The organism is Saccharopolyspora kobensis (assembly GCF_900108315.1).
Taxonomy (GTDB): domain Bacteria; phylum Actinomycetota; class Actinomycetes; order Mycobacteriales; family Pseudonocardiaceae; genus Saccharopolyspora; species Saccharopolyspora kobensis.
Genome location: NZ_FNVB01000004.1, coordinates 97,990 through 114,427, shown reverse-complemented (window position 1 = coordinate 114,427; position 16,438 = coordinate 97,990). Strand labels below are relative to the sequence as shown.

The following is a 16,438-nucleotide window of genomic DNA, read 5'->3' as shown; positions in this document are numbered from 1 at the left end:
TGAAGCCTCCCGGACTGTGGGACCCCCGAAAGGGTGAGAGGGCCCCGGTTCCCTGCTGCGGCTCTGGGCACTTCCCACATCGCGGACCGCCCGCGCCTCACCTGACCGAGCAGTAACGGCCCGAACCGCCCAATGCAAAGCGCGGGGTGCGCCGGAACCGGCACACCCCGCGCTGAGCGGAAGAAACTCTTACTCGAACGTCACGGTGCGGACGATTCGGGCACCGACCGCGGCGCCGATCGGCTCCAGGACGCCCTGCTCGACCGGACGGTCCACGCGCAGCAGCATGACCGCGTCGGAGCGGTCGGTGGTCTGGCTGACCGTGGCGGCCTCGATGTTCACGCCGACCTCGCCGAGCAGCGTGCCGACCTTGCCCATCACGCCCGGGCGGTCCGGGTACTCCAGCAGCAGCACGTTGCCCTCGGCGCGCAGGTCGAAGTTGCGGCCGTTGACCTCCACCAGCTTCTCCACCAGGTTCGAGCCGGACAGCGCACCCGAGACGCGCGCGGTGCGGCCGTCCGCCAGACCGGCGCGCACCGTCACCACGCTGCGGTGGTTCGGGCTCTCCGGCGAGGTCACGACCTCGACCTGCACGCCGAGGTCCTCGGCCAGCTGCGGGGCGTTGACGAAGGTCACCTGGTTCTCCACCGCGCCGGCGAACACACCGCGCAGCGCCGCCAGCTGCAGCACCGAGACGTCCTCGTCGGCGAGCTCGCCGCGCGCCTCGACGGTCACCGAGCTCGGCGTGGTGCCCAGCAGCGCGGCCAGCAGCTGGCCGAGCTTCTGGGTCAGCGACAGGTACGGGCGGACCTCCTCGCCGACCGCACCGCCCTGGACGTTGACCGCGTCCGGGACGAAGTCGCCGCGCAGCGCCAGCCGCACCGAGCGGGCCACGTCGGTGCCCGCGCGGTCCTGGGCCTCCGCGGTGGAGGCGCCCAGGTGCGGGGTGACGACCACGTTGTCCAGCTCGAACAGCGGGCTCTCGGTGGTCGGCTCGGTCTTGAACACGTCGATGCCCGCGCCGCCGATCTGGCCGTTGCGCAGCGCGTCGTAGAGCGCGTCCTCGTCGATCAGGCCACCGCGGGCGGCGTTGACGATCAGCAGCCCGGGCTTGGCCTTCTTCAGCTCCTCGGCACCGATCAGGCCCAGCGTCTCGGCGGTCTTGGGCAGGTGGATGGAGATCGCGTCGGCGCGGGCCAGCAGCTCGTCCAGCGAGACCAGCTCGATGCCGAGCTGGGCGGCGCGGGCGGCCGAGACGTAGGGGTCGTAGGCGATCAGCTTGGTGCCGAAGGCGGCGACCCGCTGCGCGAACAGCTGGCCGATCTTGCCCAGGCCCACCACGCCGACGGTCTTGCCGTTGAGCTCGACGCCGCCGTAGGAGCTGCGCTTCCACGCGCCGCCCTTCAGGCTCGCGTCCGCCTGCGGGACGTTGCGGGCCACCGCCAGCAGCAGGGCCATCGCGTGCTCGGCGGCCGAGACGATGTTGGAGGTGGGCGCGTTGACCACCATCACGCCGCGCTCGGTGGCGGCGGGCACCTCGACGTTGTCCAGGCCGACCCCGGCGCGGGCGACGACTTTGAGCTTCTTCGCCGCGGCCAGCACCTCCGCGTCGACCTTGGTGGCGGAACGGACCAGCAGCGCGTCGGCCTCGGCGACGGCGTCGAGCAGCGCCGGCCGGTCCGTGCCGTCCACGTTGCGGATCTCGACGCCGTCCCCGAGGGCGTCGATCACGGACGGAGCCAGCTTCTCGGCGATCAGGACGACAGGACGGCTTGCGTTGGTCACGGGCGAACTCCAGGTGGAAGATCACGGTCGGCACGGCGATGTGCCCGGACGGGTGGGGAGTTTAACGGGAGATTGAGAAAGCGTTCACAAGGGTGTTGCCCGGATCACCGGTTCGGAACAATCCGCCCGGATAATCCGGTTGAACGGCATTATCGCAGATCAGCCCGGGTGCGAATAGAACGGCGCGAGACCGGTGGGGTGAATTGCCACTTAATCGGACTAGTGGTTCGAACTGTCCGTGCACCCGCGGTCACGCAACCGTCCCGACGCGCGGGGTGAAACAGCGAGGACTGCGCGGAGCGACCCGCGCAGCCCGCCTGTCACGGCTCGTCGAACTCGCCGTCCTTGGCACCGGCGACGAACGCGTCCCACTCCTCCGGTGTGAAGACCAGCACCGGTCCGTCCGGGTCCGCGCCGTTGCGCATGCCGACGTAGCCGCCGACGAACGCGATCTCCACGCCGGGCTCGTCGGGGTCGTCGGTGCTGGTGATCCACTCCGCGGTGGAGAAGTCCAGCTCGTGGCGGATGTGCGCCTTGTCGTCGACGATCTCGTTCTCACTCACGATGCGTACTGTAGACCTCACCCGCAGCGACGATCCCGCCCCTGGTAAACGGGAAAATCCCCGCCACGGCACGAGGCCCGGTGCCCCTTGTGGGGTGCACCGGGCCGTTCGCATCGGCGGTCCGCGCGGGTGGCGCGCCGCCGAAATCCGGGAGCGGCGTCAGCTCACTTGTTGGTCCACGACATCAGCGCGCGGAGCTTCTTGCCGACCTCTTCGATCTGGTGGGCGTTGCCCTCGGCCTGCAGCTTGGTGAAGTTCGGCCGGCCGGCCTCGTCCTCGGCCACCCACTCCTTGGCGAAGGTGCCGTCCTGGACCTCGGCCAGGATCTTGCGCATCGACTCCTTGACGTGGGCGTCGATCACGCGCGGGCCGCGGCTGAGGTCGCCGTACTCGGCGGTGTCGCTGATCGAGTACCGCTGACCGGCGATGCCGCCCTCCCACATCAGGTCGACGATCAGCTTGAGCTCGTGCAGCACCTCGAAGTAGGCGATCTCCGGCTGGTAGCCGGCCTCGACCAGCACCTCGAAACCGGTCTGCACCAGGGCGGAAGCACCACCGCAGAGGACGGCCTGCTCACCGAACAGGTCGGTCTCGGTCTCCTCCTTGAAGGTGGTCTTGATGACGCCCGCGCGGGCACCGCCGATGGCCGCGGCGTAGGACAGCGCCAGCGCCTGGGCGTTGCCGGAGGCGTCCTGCTCCACGGCGATCAGGCACGGCACGCCCTTGCCGTCGACGAACTGGCGGCGCACCAGGTGGCCCGGGCCCTTCGGCGCGACCATCGCGACGTCGACGTCGGCCGGCGGCTGGATCAGGCCGTAGCGGATGTTGAAGCCGTGGCCGAAGAACAGCGCGTCGCCCTGCTTGAGGTTCGGCGCGATGTCGTTGGCGTAGATCTCGCGCTGCTTGGTGTCGGGCGCCAGGATCATGATCAGGTCGGCTTCGGCGGCGGCCTCGGCCGGGGTCAGCACCTTCAGGCCCTCTTCTTCGGCCTTGGCGCGGGACTTGGAGCCCTCCGGCAGGCCGACCCGCACGTCGACGCCCGAGTCGCGCAGGCTCAGCGCGTGGGCGTGGCCCTGGCTGCCGTAACCGATGACGGCGACCTTGCGGCCCTGCACGATACCCAGGTCGGCGTCCGCGTCGTAGAAGATTTCAACTGCCATGGGAGTTCAGCTTTTCCTTTCGAACGTTCGACCTGCCTGTAAGCGGCGAAGCCGCTTGGCCCACTCTCGCAACTCGCACCGCCGCGGGTTCTCGGAGGTCGTCTGACGAGGACAGCCCCAGCGCTGTGTACTGGACATACATGAGTCGGGGATCCCGTAGCTCAGACGGCCTCCGAGGTTCCGCTACCGGCACCGCTGCGCAGGTCGAGTCTGATCTTCGATTTTGCGGCCTGTGGCGGGGTGTTAGCGCACTGCTGTGGCCGTTATGGAGCGCGGACCACGACCGATCGCGATCGTGCCCGACTGCACCATCTCGCGGACGCCGTACGGTTCCAGCATTCGCAGCAACGCGTCGAGCTTATCGGCGGTTCCGGTGGCCTCGATGGTCAGCGCCTCGGGGGAGACGTCCACCACCTTCGCGCGGAACAGCTGCACCGTTTCCAGGACCTGGCTGCGCACCGACGCGTCGGCGCGGACCTTGACCAGCAGCAGTTCCCGCTGCACCGCCGCTTCGGTGTCCAGCTCCACGATCTTGATCACGTTGATCAGCTTGTTGAGCTGCTTGGTGACCTGTTCCAGCGGCTGGTCGCTGACCTGGACCACGATCGTCATCCGGGAGATCTCCGGGTGCTCGGTCGGGCCGACCGCGAGCGACTCGATGTTGAAGCTGCGCCGGGAGAACAGGCCGGACACCCGGGCCAGGACGCCCGGAACGTTCTCCACCAGCACGCTGAGCGTGTGTCGGCTCATCGCGCGCTCACTCCTCGTCCTCGAACTGCGGGCGGACGTCGCGCGCAGCCATGATCTCGTCGTTGCTGGTCCCGGCGGCCACCATCGGCCACACCTGGGCGTCGGCGCCCACCACGAAGTCGATCACGACCGGGCGGTCGTTGATCTCCATCGCGCGCTGGATGACGCTGTCGACGTCCTCTTTGGACTCGCACCGCAGGCCGACGCAGCCGTAGGCCTCGGCCAGCAGCTTGAAGTCCGGGATGCGGTGCTTGTGGGTGCCGAGGTCGCTGTGCGAGTAGCGCTCGGCGTAGAACAGGTTCTGCCACTGCCGGACCATGCCCAGGTTGCCGTTGTTGATGATGGCGACCTTGATCGGCAGGTCCTCGATGGCGCAGGTCGCCAGTTCCTGGTTGGTCATCTGGAAGCAGCCGTCGCCGTCGACCGCCCACACCGCCTTGTCCGGCGCGCCCGCCTTGGCGCCCATCGCGGCGGGCACCGCGTAGCCCATGGTGCCCAGGCCACCGGAGTTCAGCCAGGTGCGCGGGTTCTCGTAGTCGATGAACTGCGCGGCCCACATCTGGTGCTGCCCGACGCCCGCCGCGTAGATCGCCTCCGGCCCGGCGATCTTGCCCAGCCGCTCGATGACGTACTCCGGCGACAGGCTGCCGTCGGCCGGCCACTCGTAGCCCCGCGGGAACCGCTCGCGCCAGTCGTTGAGCTGCGCCCACCAGGGCGTCAGGTCCGCCGTGCCGTGCTCGGTGGTGGCGGTGCCGACCGCCTCGATCAGCTCGGCGATGACGTCCTTGCAGTCGCCGACGATCGGCACGTCGGCGTGGCGGTTCTTGGAGATCTCCGCCGGGTCGATGTCGGCGTGCACGACCTTGGCCTCCGGCGCGAACGACGCCAGCTGACCGGTGACCCGGTCGTCGAAGCGCGCGCCCAGCGCGATCAGCAGGTCGGCGCGCTGCATCGCGGTGACCGCGGCGACCGTGCCGTGCATGCCGGGCATGCCCAGGTGCTGCGGGTGCGAGTCGGGGAACGCGCCGCGCGCCATCAGCGTGGTCACCACCGGGATGCCGGTGCGCTCGGCCAGTTCGCGCAGTTCGGCGTGCGCGTCGGCCTTGATCACGCCACCGCCGACGTAGAGCACCGGGCGGTGCGCCTCGGTGATCAGCTTGGCGGCCTCGCGGACCTGCTTGCCGTGCGGCTTGCTGGTCGGCCGGTAGCCGGGCAGCTTCATCTCCGGCGGCCAGGAGAACGAGGTGGTGGCCTGCTGAACGTCCTTGGGGATGTCGACCAGCACCGGGCCGGGGCGGCCGCTGGCGGCGATGTAGAACGCCTCGGCGATGGTGCGCGGGATGTCGTCCGGGTTGGTGACCAGGAAGTTGTGCTTGGTGATCGGCAGCGTGATGCCGCAGATGTCGGCTTCCTGGAAGGCGTCGGAGCCGATCATCGCGGTGCTCTGCTGACCGGTGATGGCCACCACCGGCACCGAGTCCATGTGCGCGTCGGCCAGCGCGGTGACGAGGTTGGTCGCGCCCGGCCCCGAGGTGGCCATGCACACCCCGACCTCGCCGGTGACCTGGGCGTAGCCGGTGGCCGCGTGCCCGGCGCCCTGCTCGTGGCGGACCAGCACGTGCCGGACCTTCTGCGAGTCGAGGAGCGGGTCGTAGGAGGGGAGGATGGTGCCGCCCGGAATGCCGAAGACGATCTCGCAGCCCACGGATTCCAGGGAGCGCACCAGTGCCTGCGCACCGGTCACCTTCACTGGGGCACCGCTGGGCGGTGCGGGCTTCGGACGGCGTCCAGGCGGGGGCGCCGGGACCGGATTCTGCCTGGTGTTGGCGCTGGTCATCGGGTCTGCCTCAAGGTCGGTAGGTTGGGCTGGACACGAAAAAACCCCCGCGGACCACAAATGGCCCCACGAGGGTTGGCGCGTCGACGCTGCGAACTTCCTAGGCGTCGACGCGCCGGGGAAGTACGAGAATGTCGTGCAGTCGCAGCATGGCAAGGACGTTAATCAACGCACCACGTTCCGTCAAACCATGCGGGACGATCCTCCCGCATGGTGGACACCTGGGACGCCCGGAACCACCGACCGGTGCACCGTACCCGCAGGTCATGGGCGCATTGTCCACCACGCGTGTGACGTACGCCGCGCCCGGTCGTGTCATGGTCGTGACGGGATTCGCGCCCGATCCACGGGACCTTGGCGGCCGCGCGAGCGCAGGTGAGACCATCGACGGCGTGAGCGAGACCCCGCAGCAGCCCGAGCAGCCCGAAAACGACCAGGTCGCCGACGCCCCGGCGAGCTCCGAGCAGCCGAAGCAGCCCGAGCTCCCGAAGTCGCTCACCTTCCGGATCACCCCGGTATCGCTGCTCGCCGTGCTCGCCATCCTGGTCTGCGCCACCCCGCTGGCCTGGGCCGCGTACCCGTGGGGCCTGCTGGTGTACCTGATCCCGCTCGGCCTGGCCTGGTGGATCCTGCGCACCCGCACCACGGTGGGCCAGGACCAGGTCAAGGTGCGCACCGCGCTCGGCGGCGACCGGTTCGGGTGGGACGAGGTCACCTCGCTGCGCCTGGACGAGAAGCGCTGGCTCAAGGCGGTGCTGACCTCCGGCAAGGAGATCACCCTGCCCGCGGTGCGGGTGCGCGACCTGCCCCGCCTGTCGGTGATGAGCGGTGGGCGCCTCCCCAACCCGGAATCGCAGGAGTAATCTCGGCGGCACCGCCACTCCCCGCGCCCACAAGGCGCGTCCCTTGGTGACGGATGTTTCCGACGGAAGTCGCCGCGCGCGTTCCCGTTGACACCACCGAACATCCGCGCCGGGTGAAATGCGCGCTTCCCGAACGAGAAGGTGGATATGCCTCAGCTGCGCTCTCGGACGACTACCCATGGACGAAATGCCGCTGGCGCTCGGTCGCTTTGGCGTGCCACCGGTATGACCGACGACGACTTCGGCAAGCCGATCGTCGCGATCGCCAACTCCTACACGCAGTTCGTGCCCGGCCACGTGCACCTGCGCGACCTCGGCGACGTGGTGGCCGAGACGATCCGCGAGGCCGGTGGCGTGCCGCGGGAGTTCCACACCATCGCGGTGGACGACGGCATCGCGATGGGCCACAGCGGCATGCTCTACTCGCTGCCCTCGCGCGAGCTGATCGCCGACTCGGTGGAGTACATGGTCAACGCCCACCAGGCGGACGCGCTGGTGTGCATCTCCAACTGCGACAAGATCACGCCGGGCATGCTCAACGCCGCGATGCGGCTGAACATCCCGACCGTGTTCGTCTCCGGCGGGCCGATGGAGGCGGGCAAGGCGGTCGTGGTCGAAGGCGTGGCGCAGGCCCCGACCGACCTGATCACCACCATCGCCGCGTCGGCGAACTCCGCGGTGGACGACGACGGGCTCACCGAGGTGGAGCGCTCGGCGTGCCCGACCTGCGGGTCCTGCTCGGGCATGTTCACCGCGAACTCGATGAACTGCCTCACCGAGGCGCTCGGCCTGGCGCTGCCCGGCAACGGCTCGACGCTGGCCACGCACGCCGCGCGCCGCGAGCTGTTCCGGGAAGCCGGCCGGACCGTGGTGCGCATCGCCAAGCGCTACTACGGCGAGGACGACGAGTCGGTGCTGCCGCGGTCGGTCGCGAACAAGAAGGCGTTCGAGAACGCCATGGCGCTGGACATGGCGATGGGCGGTTCCACCAACACGGTGCTGCACACGCTGGCCGCCGCGATCGAGGGCGAGGTCGACTTCGACCTCGACGACATCGCCGAGACCAGCCGCCGGGTGCCGTGCCTGTCGAAGGTCAGCCCGAACTCCGACTACCACATGGAGGACGTGCACCGGGCCGGCGGCATCTCCGCGATCATGGGCGAGCTGGACCGCGCGGGCCTGCTGCACCGCGACGTCTCCTCGGTGCACAGCGCGAGCCTCACCGAGTGGCTGGACAAGTGGGACATCCGCGGCGAGTCGCCGTCGCCGGAGGCCATCGAGCTGTTCCACGCCGCGCCGGGCGGGGTGCGCACCACGAAGGCGTTCTCCACCGAGAACCGCTGGTCCTCTTTGGACACCGATGCGGCGAACGGATGCATCCGCGACGTCGCGCACGCCTACACCGCCGACGGCGGGCTGGCCGTGCTCAAGGGCAACCTCGCCGAAGAGGGCGCGGTGGTCAAGACCGCGGGCGTCGAGGAGGAGCTCTGGTACTTCCAGGGCCCGGCGCGCGTGCTGGAGAGCCAGGAGCAGGCCGTCTCGGCGATCCTGAACAAGGAGATCCAGCCCGGTGACGTGCTGGTGATCCGCTACGAAGGCCCCGCGGGCGGGCCGGGCATGCAGGAGATGCTGCACCCGACTGCGTTCCTGAAGGGCTCCGGCCTGGGCAAGAAGTGCGCGCTGATCACCGACGGCCGCTTCTCCGGCGGTTCCTCCGGCCTGTCGATCGGCCACATCTCCCCCGAGGCGGCCAACGGCGGCACGATCGGCCTGGTGGAGAACGGCGACCAGATCCTCATCGACGTCCGCGAGCGCAAGCTGGAGCTGCTGGTCTCCGACGAGGTGCTGGCCGAGCGCCGCGCCAAGATGGAAGCCGGCGAGCAGCCGTGGACCCCGGTGGGCCGCGAGCGCAAGGTGACGGCCGCCCTGCGCGCCTACGCCCGCCTCGCCACCTCCGCCTCCTACGGCGCGGTCCGCGACGTCAACAAGTAACCGCGCGGAGGAAGAACGGGCCCGCATCTGCCGGATGCGGGCCCGTTCTCGCGTTTTCGGGCACTAGTGTTGGCGCGGGAGTACCAGGAGGTGGCGGGTGGTGTCCGACGAGATCGGCGTGCTGGTGGCCGCGGCGAAGGACGGCGACCAGGTCGCGTTCGGCGAGCTGGCCGGGCGCTACCGCCGGGAGCTGCAGGTGCACTGCTACCGGATGCTCGGCTCGTTCGACGATGCCGAGGACGTCGTCCAGGAGACGCTGCTGCGGGCGTGGCGGCGGCGGGAGACCTACGAGGGCCGGTCGACGTTCCGCGCCTGGCTGTACAAGATCGCCACCAACGCGTGCCTGGACCTGATCGACCGGAACAAGCGGGTGGCCGCCGCCTACCAGGTCCCGCCGCTGGCCGGAGCGGGAGCACCGCCGGTCGAAGTTCCCTGGCTGCAACCGGTTCCGGATCGGCTGCTGGAGCCGGTCGCCGACGCCGAGCAGGAGCCCGCCGCGGTGGCGGTCGCGCGGGAGACCGTCGAGCTCGCGTTCCTGGCCGCGATCCAGCAGCTGCCCGCCCGGCAGCGGGCCGTGCTGATCACCCGCGACGTGCTGGGCTGGCCCGCCACCGAAACCGCGGCGCTGCTGGAGACCAGCGTGGCCTCGGTGAAGAGCGCGTTGCAGCGGGCGCGCGCGACGTTGAAGCAGCAGCTGCCCCGCGACCGGGACGACTGGACGCAGTCCGCGGAGCCGAGCGCCGATGAGCGCGCACTGGTCCGGCAGTACGTCGAAGCGCACCAGCAGGCCGACCTGGACGCGCTCGCCGGACTCCTCGCCGAGGACGTGCGGCAGACGATGCCGCCGCACCCGGCCTGGCTGGTCGGCCGCGAACCGCTGCTCGACTTCGCCCGCCAGGTCTTCGACCCGGATTCGCAGTGGTACCTCGGCTCGTGGCGCAGCGTGCTGACCAGCGTGAACCGACAGCCCGCCGTCGCGCACTACGTCCAGCGCCCCAGTGCCGAGCAGACTCGCGACCTCGCCGGGGAGTTCCGCGCGCAGGTGCTCGACGTGCTGCGCGTCGACGACGGCCGGATCACCGCGATCACCTCGTTCGAACCGCGCTGGTTCGCCGCGGCCGGACTTCCGCTGGTGCTGCCGCCGAACTGACCGATTCCTTTTCCGCCGAGGGGCCGTCACACGAGCAGAAGACGGCACGACACCCCTGGACGGAGAAGCCATGACCAAGCACGCAGTCCGCTCGCAGGACGGCACCGAGATCGCGTTCGAGGAATCCGGCAGCGGCCCAGCCGTCGTCCTGGTGTCCTCGGCGCTGGCCGACCGGTCCGACGCCCGCAAGCTCGCCGCCCTGCTCGCCGAGCACTTCACCGTCATCAACTACGACCGGCGGGGCCGGGGCGCGAGCGGCAACGCGGCGGACTACGCGGTCGAGCGCGAGATCGAGGACATCGCCGCGCTGATCGAGCACGCCGGTGGCTCGGCCTCGCTGTTCGGCAGTTCCTCCGGCGCCGTGCTCGCATTGCGCGCCGCGGTCGAACTCGACGTCGAACGGATCGCGGTGTACGAGCCGCCGTTCGTGGTCGAGAAGGGCGACTTCGGGCCGCCGTGGGACTTCGCGCGGCACATCGACGCACTGCTCGCCGATGACCGGCGCGGCGAGGCGGTCAAGTACTTCATGACCAAGGCGCAGGGCATGCCCGGGTTCATGGTCGCCATGATGCGGCTGATGCCCGGCGTGTGGTCCGGGCTGAAGGCGATGGCGCACACGCTGCCCCACGACATCGCGGTGATGGGCGACTCCCAGCAGGGGAAACCGCTCAAGGCCGAGGAGTGGTCGACGACTTCGCCCGCTCTCGTGCTGACCGGCGGCAAGAGCCCGGCCGGTTTCCACAGCGCGGCCCGCGCCATCGCCGAGGTGCTGCCCACCGCCGAGCACCGCACGCTGCCCGGCCTCAACCACGGCGCGGTGATGATGGCGCCCGCCAAGCTCGCCCCGCCGATCGTCGAATTCCTGCGCGGCTGAACGACCCCTGTTCCCAGTTGAAAGGCGGAAACCCCGTGGACGACACCATTCGCGGCCTCGACCGGCTCGTCGGCACCTGGCGGGTGAGCGGCGGCGCCACCGGCCAGGTCACCTACTCGTGGTTGCCGGGCGGGCACTTCCTGCACCAGGAGATCGACATCGAGCAGGACGGGCACCGGGTGCGCGGCATCGAGATCATCGGCCGCGAGAAGCCCTTCGGCGCCACCGAACCCGGCGCGGAACTCAAGTCCCGCTTCTACGGCGGCGACGGCGAAACCCTCGACTACGTCTACGAGATCGACGGTGACGCGTTGATCATCTGGGGCGGCGAGAAGGGTTCGCCCGCCCACTACCGCGCCCGGTTCAGCGCCGACGGCGACCACCTCACCGGCGACTGGGTCTGGCCGGGCGGCGGCTATCACGCGGAGCAGACCCGAATCCGCTGAGTCCCGCTCGCCGGTGGACGACGTCACCGGCCGGACCGAGGACGGTCTCGGCCTGGCCGGTGACGACCTCGCGGGTCGAACCCGGTCTCGGCGGTGTCCGCCTCCAGCACTCAGCGGCGGCCCCTGACCTGTGTTTTCCTGGTCCGCGGCCACCGCGATGCGGCGACGTCGCCGGTGTGGCCGAGGCCAACGCGAAGAGGGGTGGCGCCATGGCCGACGAGGCGGAGTTCGATCAGTTCGACGAAGAGCCGGGACCGGATGACGAGTCGGCAGCGGCCGGGCGCGGCAACGCGGAGCCCGACGTGCTGTTGGACGTGCCGGACTTGAGGGTGGACGAGATTTCCCTGGAAGTCGAGGACCTGCGGGCGAAGGTCTCGCTGCAGGCGGAGGTGCTCGACCTGGTCAAGCTCAACGTGGGAGCGGATGTCCACCTCGGCCGGGTCGCGCTGGAGATCAAGGGCGTGGAGGCCCAAGCCCTGCTGAAGGTCCGGCTGGACAACGTCGCCGGCATCCTGGAACGCGTCCTCCAGACCATCGACCGGAACCCGCAGATCTTGGAGAACCTGACGCAGGGACTGGGATCGGCCGTGCGCGAGGTCGGCGAAGGGGCTGGTAGCGCGGTTCGCGAGGTGGGGGCAGGGGCGGGTGGTGCGGTCCGCGAGGTCGGGGAAGGAGCGGGCGAGGCCGTGCGCGATGTCGGCGAAGGCGCGGGCAGCGCCGTCGAATACGTGGGTGAAAGCGCGGGCGAAGCCGTGCGCGATGTCGGCGAAGGCGCGGGCAGCACTGTCGAATACGCGGGCGAAAGCGCGGGCGAAGCCGTGCGCGATGTCAGCGGTACCGCGCGCGAGGCGACCGGCGGCACCGCGCAACCGGAGGACGGGGCCACCGAGCGGGAGGAAGGCACCAGGAAACCGGCTCGTGACGAGCGACCGCGACGACCGCGAGCGACGCGCCGGGAGCGGTCCCGGTGACCGAACGCCCCGACCGGCCGGACATCGACTTCGTCGCGCGGGTGACGGCCGAAGAACTGCGCTTCTCCGAAGCACCGGAGTCCGGAGTGGAGTTCTTCGGGCATCCCGAGCGCGACTCCGCGTCGGGAAGTGAACGCCTCAACCTGCCCGACAGCGTCGAGGACGACGTCACCTACCACTGCATCCGGGTCGACTACCGGATCCGGTCGAAGATCGTCGGCGCTGGAGCACCGCCCTCGCGACGCCGGAGGCGAAGGTGATGGCGCAGCGGCCTCAACGGCATTGGTGCGACCAGGACCGTTCGGACAGCGGGGAGTTCACCGGTCCTGCTCGCCTGCCCGGCCGGGCACCGCACCAACGACGGAGCGGGGGCGCGCACGTGGCGTGCGCGCCCCCGCTCGTCGGGTTCTGCGGTCAGGGGCGGTGGAACAGGAGCAGCACCGCCACCGCCGCACCGGCGGCGATGATCAGGCTGATGAAGCCGAACGTCAGCGGGCGGCGGAACCACACCCGCCCGTAGTCCAGCGCCACCCGGCCGGGGCCGGTGAACATCAGGCCCAGGCCCAGCACCAGCAGCGTCGCCTCGAACTCGAAACCACCGGTGGCGTTGAAGAAACCGGCACCGAGCTTGAGGAAGATCGCGTTGGCCATCACGCCGACGACGCCTGCGGCGGCCAGCGGGGTGAACAGGCCGAGCACCAGCAGCGCGCCCGCGCCGAGCTCGGTGGCGCCGGTGACCAGCGAGAGCATGGCGCTCTGCTGGAAACCCATCTTGGCCAGCGCCTGGGCGAAACCCTCCGGCCCGGGGCCGCCGAGCACGCCGAAGAGCTTCTGCGCGCCGTGCACCAGGAACAAGCCGCCGAGCGACAGGCGCAGGATCAGCAGACCGAGGTCGGTGCTCCCGCTCCAGCCGAACGGCTTGCGGGTGCGCCCGAGGTCGTCGTAGTACGCCTCCTCCTCGCGCCCGCCGGGATCCACCAGCGAGGTGGCTTCGGCGTCGCTGTAGCCGTCATCGTCGTCGTAGTAGTCGTACTTCGACGAGCCGAGGCTCTGCGTGCTCCGGGCACCTTGCGCGCCCGCCCCTGGCTGTTGGGCGTGCGCACCGTAGCTGCGATCGTCGGGGTAGCCGCCCGCACCGCCGGGGCGATCGTCGTGAGTCCTCACGCCGGACGAGGCTAGGGCATGGTCACCCCACCGTGCGACCCCTTCGGCAAAACCGTCTCGACACGTAACTGCTTCGATACCCCGCCCGCCGAGTGCGGCAGAATGGTCCGATGACGCGGCGGGTGTTCCGTGATTTCGATGTTTCCGCTGGTAGCGGCTTGCGCTTCCGGGAATGGGCGGAAGCCGGTGCGGCCGCGCGGCCGATGCTCCTGCGATGCCCGGAGCTCGTGGCGGCCTCCGAACTGCTCCCGGTGGATTCCGCCACGCGAACGATCACCTGGTCACCGCGGCGCACCGGGGCCACCACCCCGCGTGATCACGCGGAGGACGCGATCGCCGCGCTCGACGCGGCCGGAGCCGGAACCGGCGTCGTGGTGGGCTGGTCCGGCGGCACGGTCGTGGCGGTCGAACTCGCCCGGCGCTTCCCGGACCGGGTGCGCGGAATGCTGCTGCTGGCCGGCCCGCCGACGCTCGGCACGGACGCACTGCTGCGCGCCGTCGGCGTCCCGGACGCGCTTCGCCGACTGCTCGCGCTGGGCGGCTCGGCATCGCTGCGACTGCTGGGCGACTTCCTCGAAAGCATCACCGCGAACCTGCCGTACGCCAACGTCCCCGGCCGCCTGCTGCAGAACTCGGGGCTGCTGCGGGAAGACGCCGACGGTTCCGGGCTCGCCGAGGCGATTCGCCTGCTGCTGCAGCACGATTGGCGGTGGCACGCCGAGCTGAGCCTCGCGTGGAGCGCCTCGGCCCGCGCCCGGGTGTCCGGACTGTCCTGCCCGATCACGGTCCTCGCCGGCGAGCACGACTTGCTGGCCGATGTCGGCAGCCTCGCGCACGCGGTCGCCGAACTCCCGCAAGCGCGCGTGCGAAGGCTGCCGACATCGCACTTCCTGCCGTTCGAGGCGCCCGACGCGGTGCGCGAGGAGCTCTCGCTGCTGCTGCACCGGGTGGAGACGGTCGAATGCGCGCGGCTGGGCATCGATCCCCCGCCGCCGGAGATGCCGCGCGTCCGCCTGCCGTTCCCGGAACGCGGCTGAGTCAGCGGGTGATGCCCTGCTCGGCCGCCATCTCCCGCAGCACCTTCGGCGCCGCCCACAGGGTCGGCAGCAGCACGAAACCGGCGGGCACCGCGGTGACCACGATGAACGACTGCAGCGCGCTGACCCCGCTGTCGCCGACGGCGATCAGCGCGATCGCCGCGACACCCATCAGCAGGCCCCAGAAGGCGCGGGAGAACTTGTTCGGCTCCCCGCTGCTCGTCCCGGCGGTGGCGATGGCCAGCGACATGGAGTCGGTGGTGGTCGCCACGAACGTCGTGGTGAGCACCAGCAGCACCACGCCGAGCAGACCGCCCCACGGCAGCTGCTGGGCGACCGAGACGAGCGCCGCGGGCAGCCCGGACTCGTCGAGCGGCCCCGACACCGAACCGGGCGTGCGCTGCTCCAGCATGACCCCGGTGCCGCCCAGCACCGTGAACCACAGCGCGGTGGCCACCGGCGCCACCCCGGCGGTGAAGCCGATCAGGTTGCGCGCCGTGCGACCGCGGGAGATCCGCGCGACGAAGATGGCCATCAGCGGCGCGTAGCCGATGAACCAGCCGAAGAAGAACACCGTCCAGCTGCCCAGCCACTCGTCGTTCCCGCGGTACAGCGACATCGGCACGAAGTCCTGCACGTACCGCGCGAAACCGCTCAGGAAGCCGTCCACCACGAACGCCGCCGATCCGAGCACCAGGATCGCCGCCATCGTCGCTACCGCCAGCCACACGTTGAACCGGCTGAGCAGCTGGATGCCCTTGTCCACGCCGGTGATGACGGAGACGACCGCGACGGCGGTCAGGCCCAGGATGATCGCGACCTGCATCGGGTAGGTGTCCGGCGTGCCGAACATCGTCGACATGCCGTAGGAGACCTGCATGCCCAGGAAACCGATCGGGCCGACGGTGCCCGCGACCACGGCGATGATGCAGATGACGTCGACGACGGTGCCCAGCCAGTGGCGCTGGATGCGCTCGCCGAAGACCGGGTGCAGCAGGGTGCGCGGCCGCAGCGGCAGGCCCTGCTCGGCGGCGCGCATCATCACGATCGCGCCGAGCGTGCCGAGCACCGCCCAGGCCAGGAATCCCCAGTGCGAGAAGCTCTGCGCGAGCGCCACCGCGACCGCTTCGGCCGAACCGGGCGCCACGTCGGCGTAGGCGGGCGGCAGGTCGACGTAGTGGTAGACCGGCTCGGCGGAGGCCCAGAACACGCCGCCGGCGGCGAGCAGCGTGCACATGATCATGGCCAGCCACTTGAAGGTGCCGAACTCCGGTTCGACGTCACCGCCGAGCCGGACCCGCCCGTACCGCGAAGCGCCGAGCACGACCGCGATCACGAAGGTGGCCAGCAGCAGCACCTGCCAGTACGGGCCGAACCAGGCGGCGCAGGCGGTGAACGCGGTGGACACCACGTTGCCGGTCGCCTCCGGTGCGACCAGCGCGGTGACGACGAAGGCGGTGAGCAGGCCGCCGCTGAGCGCGGACACCACCAGATCGGCCCGCGGGCGTCGCTTGTCGGTCTCGGAGATTTCCGCGCTCGTCGAAGTCACGGGATACCAATCTTGTCGGGAGCAGGGCGCCTGGGCAGGCGCGTGCGACTCCGGGCTCGCGGCAGCGGGCGGAACGCGAGGAGATCAGCGCCTGTGCGGATCGGCCGAAGCCGATCGTCTCTGCGGAGGTGGAACCTTCCAGTCGGCGCCAACGAACTCCGAGACGCTAGCCCGCCGGTGCGGAACTGGTCAAAACCACCCCGGTCGAGCATGACGAGGAACACGGCGATCGGTCGTGAGCACACCGCGTTCGAACACTGCTGCGCACTCCCGACCGGACGGGCTCACCGGGGGTTC

Annotated in this window: 15 protein-coding genes; 8 read left to right on the top strand and 7 right to left on the bottom strand. The window is 70.4% G+C overall.

Features of this window, described 5'->3' with window-relative positions:
* Positions 1–189: 189 nt before the first annotated feature.
* From serA to C4T78_RS13340, 5 genes are all read right to left on the bottom strand, one after another.
* On the bottom strand, positions 190–1,785 hold the full coding sequence (gene serA / locus C4T78_RS13360; protein WP_093357531.1) for a phosphoglycerate dehydrogenase: 1,596 nt from the start codon (positions 1,783–1,785) through the stop codon (positions 190–192).
* A 320-nt stretch (positions 1,786–2,105) separates the two neighbouring features.
* Complete coding sequence (locus tag C4T78_RS13355; RefSeq protein ID WP_093357666.1) at positions 2,106–2,351, bottom strand: DUF397 domain-containing protein; 246 nt, start codon at positions 2,349–2,351, stop codon at positions 2,106–2,108.
* 161 nt (positions 2,352–2,512) lie between these two features.
* On the bottom strand, positions 2,513–3,508 hold the full coding sequence (gene ilvC / locus C4T78_RS13350; protein ID WP_093357533.1) for a ketol-acid reductoisomerase: 996 nt from the start codon (positions 3,506–3,508) through the stop codon (positions 2,513–2,515).
* A gap of 243 nt (positions 3,509–3,751) precedes the next feature.
* Complete coding sequence (gene ilvN / locus C4T78_RS13345) at positions 3,752–4,258, bottom strand: acetolactate synthase small subunit (protein ID WP_093146719.1); 507 nt, start codon at positions 4,256–4,258, stop codon at positions 3,752–3,754.
* 7 nt (positions 4,259–4,265) lie between these two features.
* Positions 4,266–6,095 (bottom strand): acetolactate synthase large subunit, encoded by a 1,830-nt coding sequence (locus tag C4T78_RS13340; protein ID WP_093357534.1) that lies wholly within the window; start codon positions 6,093–6,095, stop codon positions 4,266–4,268.
* A gap of 392 nt (positions 6,096–6,487) precedes the next feature.
* On the opposite strand from C4T78_RS13340, the gene C4T78_RS13335 reads away from it, so the two are divergent.
* The 7 genes from C4T78_RS13335 (at position 6,488) to C4T78_RS13305 (ending at position 12,651) form a co-directional block, all read left to right on the top strand.
* Entirely contained in the window at positions 6,488–6,958 is a 471-nt protein-coding gene (locus C4T78_RS13335) for a PH domain-containing protein (RefSeq protein WP_235863815.1), read from the top strand.
* Between the two features lie 147 nt (positions 6,959–7,105).
* Positions 7,106–8,950 (top strand): dihydroxy-acid dehydratase, encoded by a 1,845-nt coding sequence (ilvD, locus tag C4T78_RS13330; RefSeq protein ID WP_093357536.1) that lies wholly within the window; start codon positions 7,106–7,108, stop codon positions 8,948–8,950.
* A 100-nt stretch (positions 8,951–9,050) separates the two neighbouring features.
* Positions 9,051–10,100: an RNA polymerase subunit sigma-70 gene (locus tag C4T78_RS13325; protein ID WP_093357668.1), complete on the top strand. Its 1,050-nt coding sequence runs from the start codon at positions 9,051–9,053 to the stop codon at positions 10,098–10,100.
* A 70-nt stretch (positions 10,101–10,170) separates the two neighbouring features.
* A complete protein-coding gene (locus C4T78_RS13320; RefSeq protein ID WP_093357537.1) occupies positions 10,171–10,974 on the top strand; it encodes an alpha/beta fold hydrolase in 804 nt (267 codons plus the stop codon).
* A gap of 35 nt (positions 10,975–11,009) precedes the next feature.
* The gene (locus C4T78_RS13315) at positions 11,010–11,420 is read left to right on the top strand and encodes a hypothetical protein (RefSeq protein ID WP_177247783.1); all 411 of its coding nucleotides are present in this window, start codon (positions 11,010–11,012) and stop codon (positions 11,418–11,420) included.
* A 59-nt stretch (positions 11,421–11,479) separates the two neighbouring features.
* The gene (locus C4T78_RS36395) at positions 11,480–12,391 is read left to right on the top strand and encodes a hypothetical protein (protein WP_218161726.1); all 912 of its coding nucleotides are present in this window, start codon (positions 11,480–11,482) and stop codon (positions 12,389–12,391) included.
* Positions 12,388–12,651 carry a hypothetical protein gene (locus C4T78_RS13305; protein ID WP_093357540.1) on the top strand — a complete coding sequence of 88 codons (264 nt, stop codon included), beginning with the start codon at positions 12,388–12,390 and terminating at the stop codon, positions 12,649–12,651. Before C4T78_RS36395 ends, C4T78_RS13305 begins: the two co-directional genes overlap by 4 nt.
* A gap of 154 nt (positions 12,652–12,805) precedes the next feature.
* Here C4T78_RS13305 and C4T78_RS13300 read toward each other — a convergent pair whose 3' ends face one another.
* Complete coding sequence (locus tag C4T78_RS13300; protein ID WP_093357541.1) at positions 12,806–13,555, bottom strand: DoxX family protein; 750 nt, start codon at positions 13,553–13,555, stop codon at positions 12,806–12,808.
* Positions 13,556–13,665: 110 nt separating this feature from the next.
* Between C4T78_RS13300 and C4T78_RS13295 the strand changes: the two genes are divergently transcribed.
* Positions 13,666–14,592, top strand: a complete 927-nt coding sequence (locus C4T78_RS13295; protein ID WP_093357543.1) for an alpha/beta fold hydrolase — start codon at positions 13,666–13,668, stop codon at positions 14,590–14,592.
* 1 nt (position 14,593) lies between these two features.
* On the opposite strand, the gene C4T78_RS13290 is transcribed toward C4T78_RS13295, so the two are convergent.
* Positions 14,594–16,141: a BCCT family transporter gene (locus tag C4T78_RS13290; protein ID WP_235863816.1), complete on the bottom strand. Its 1,548-nt coding sequence runs from the start codon at positions 16,139–16,141 to the stop codon at positions 14,594–14,596.
* Between the last annotated feature and the right edge of the window lie 297 nt (positions 16,142–16,438).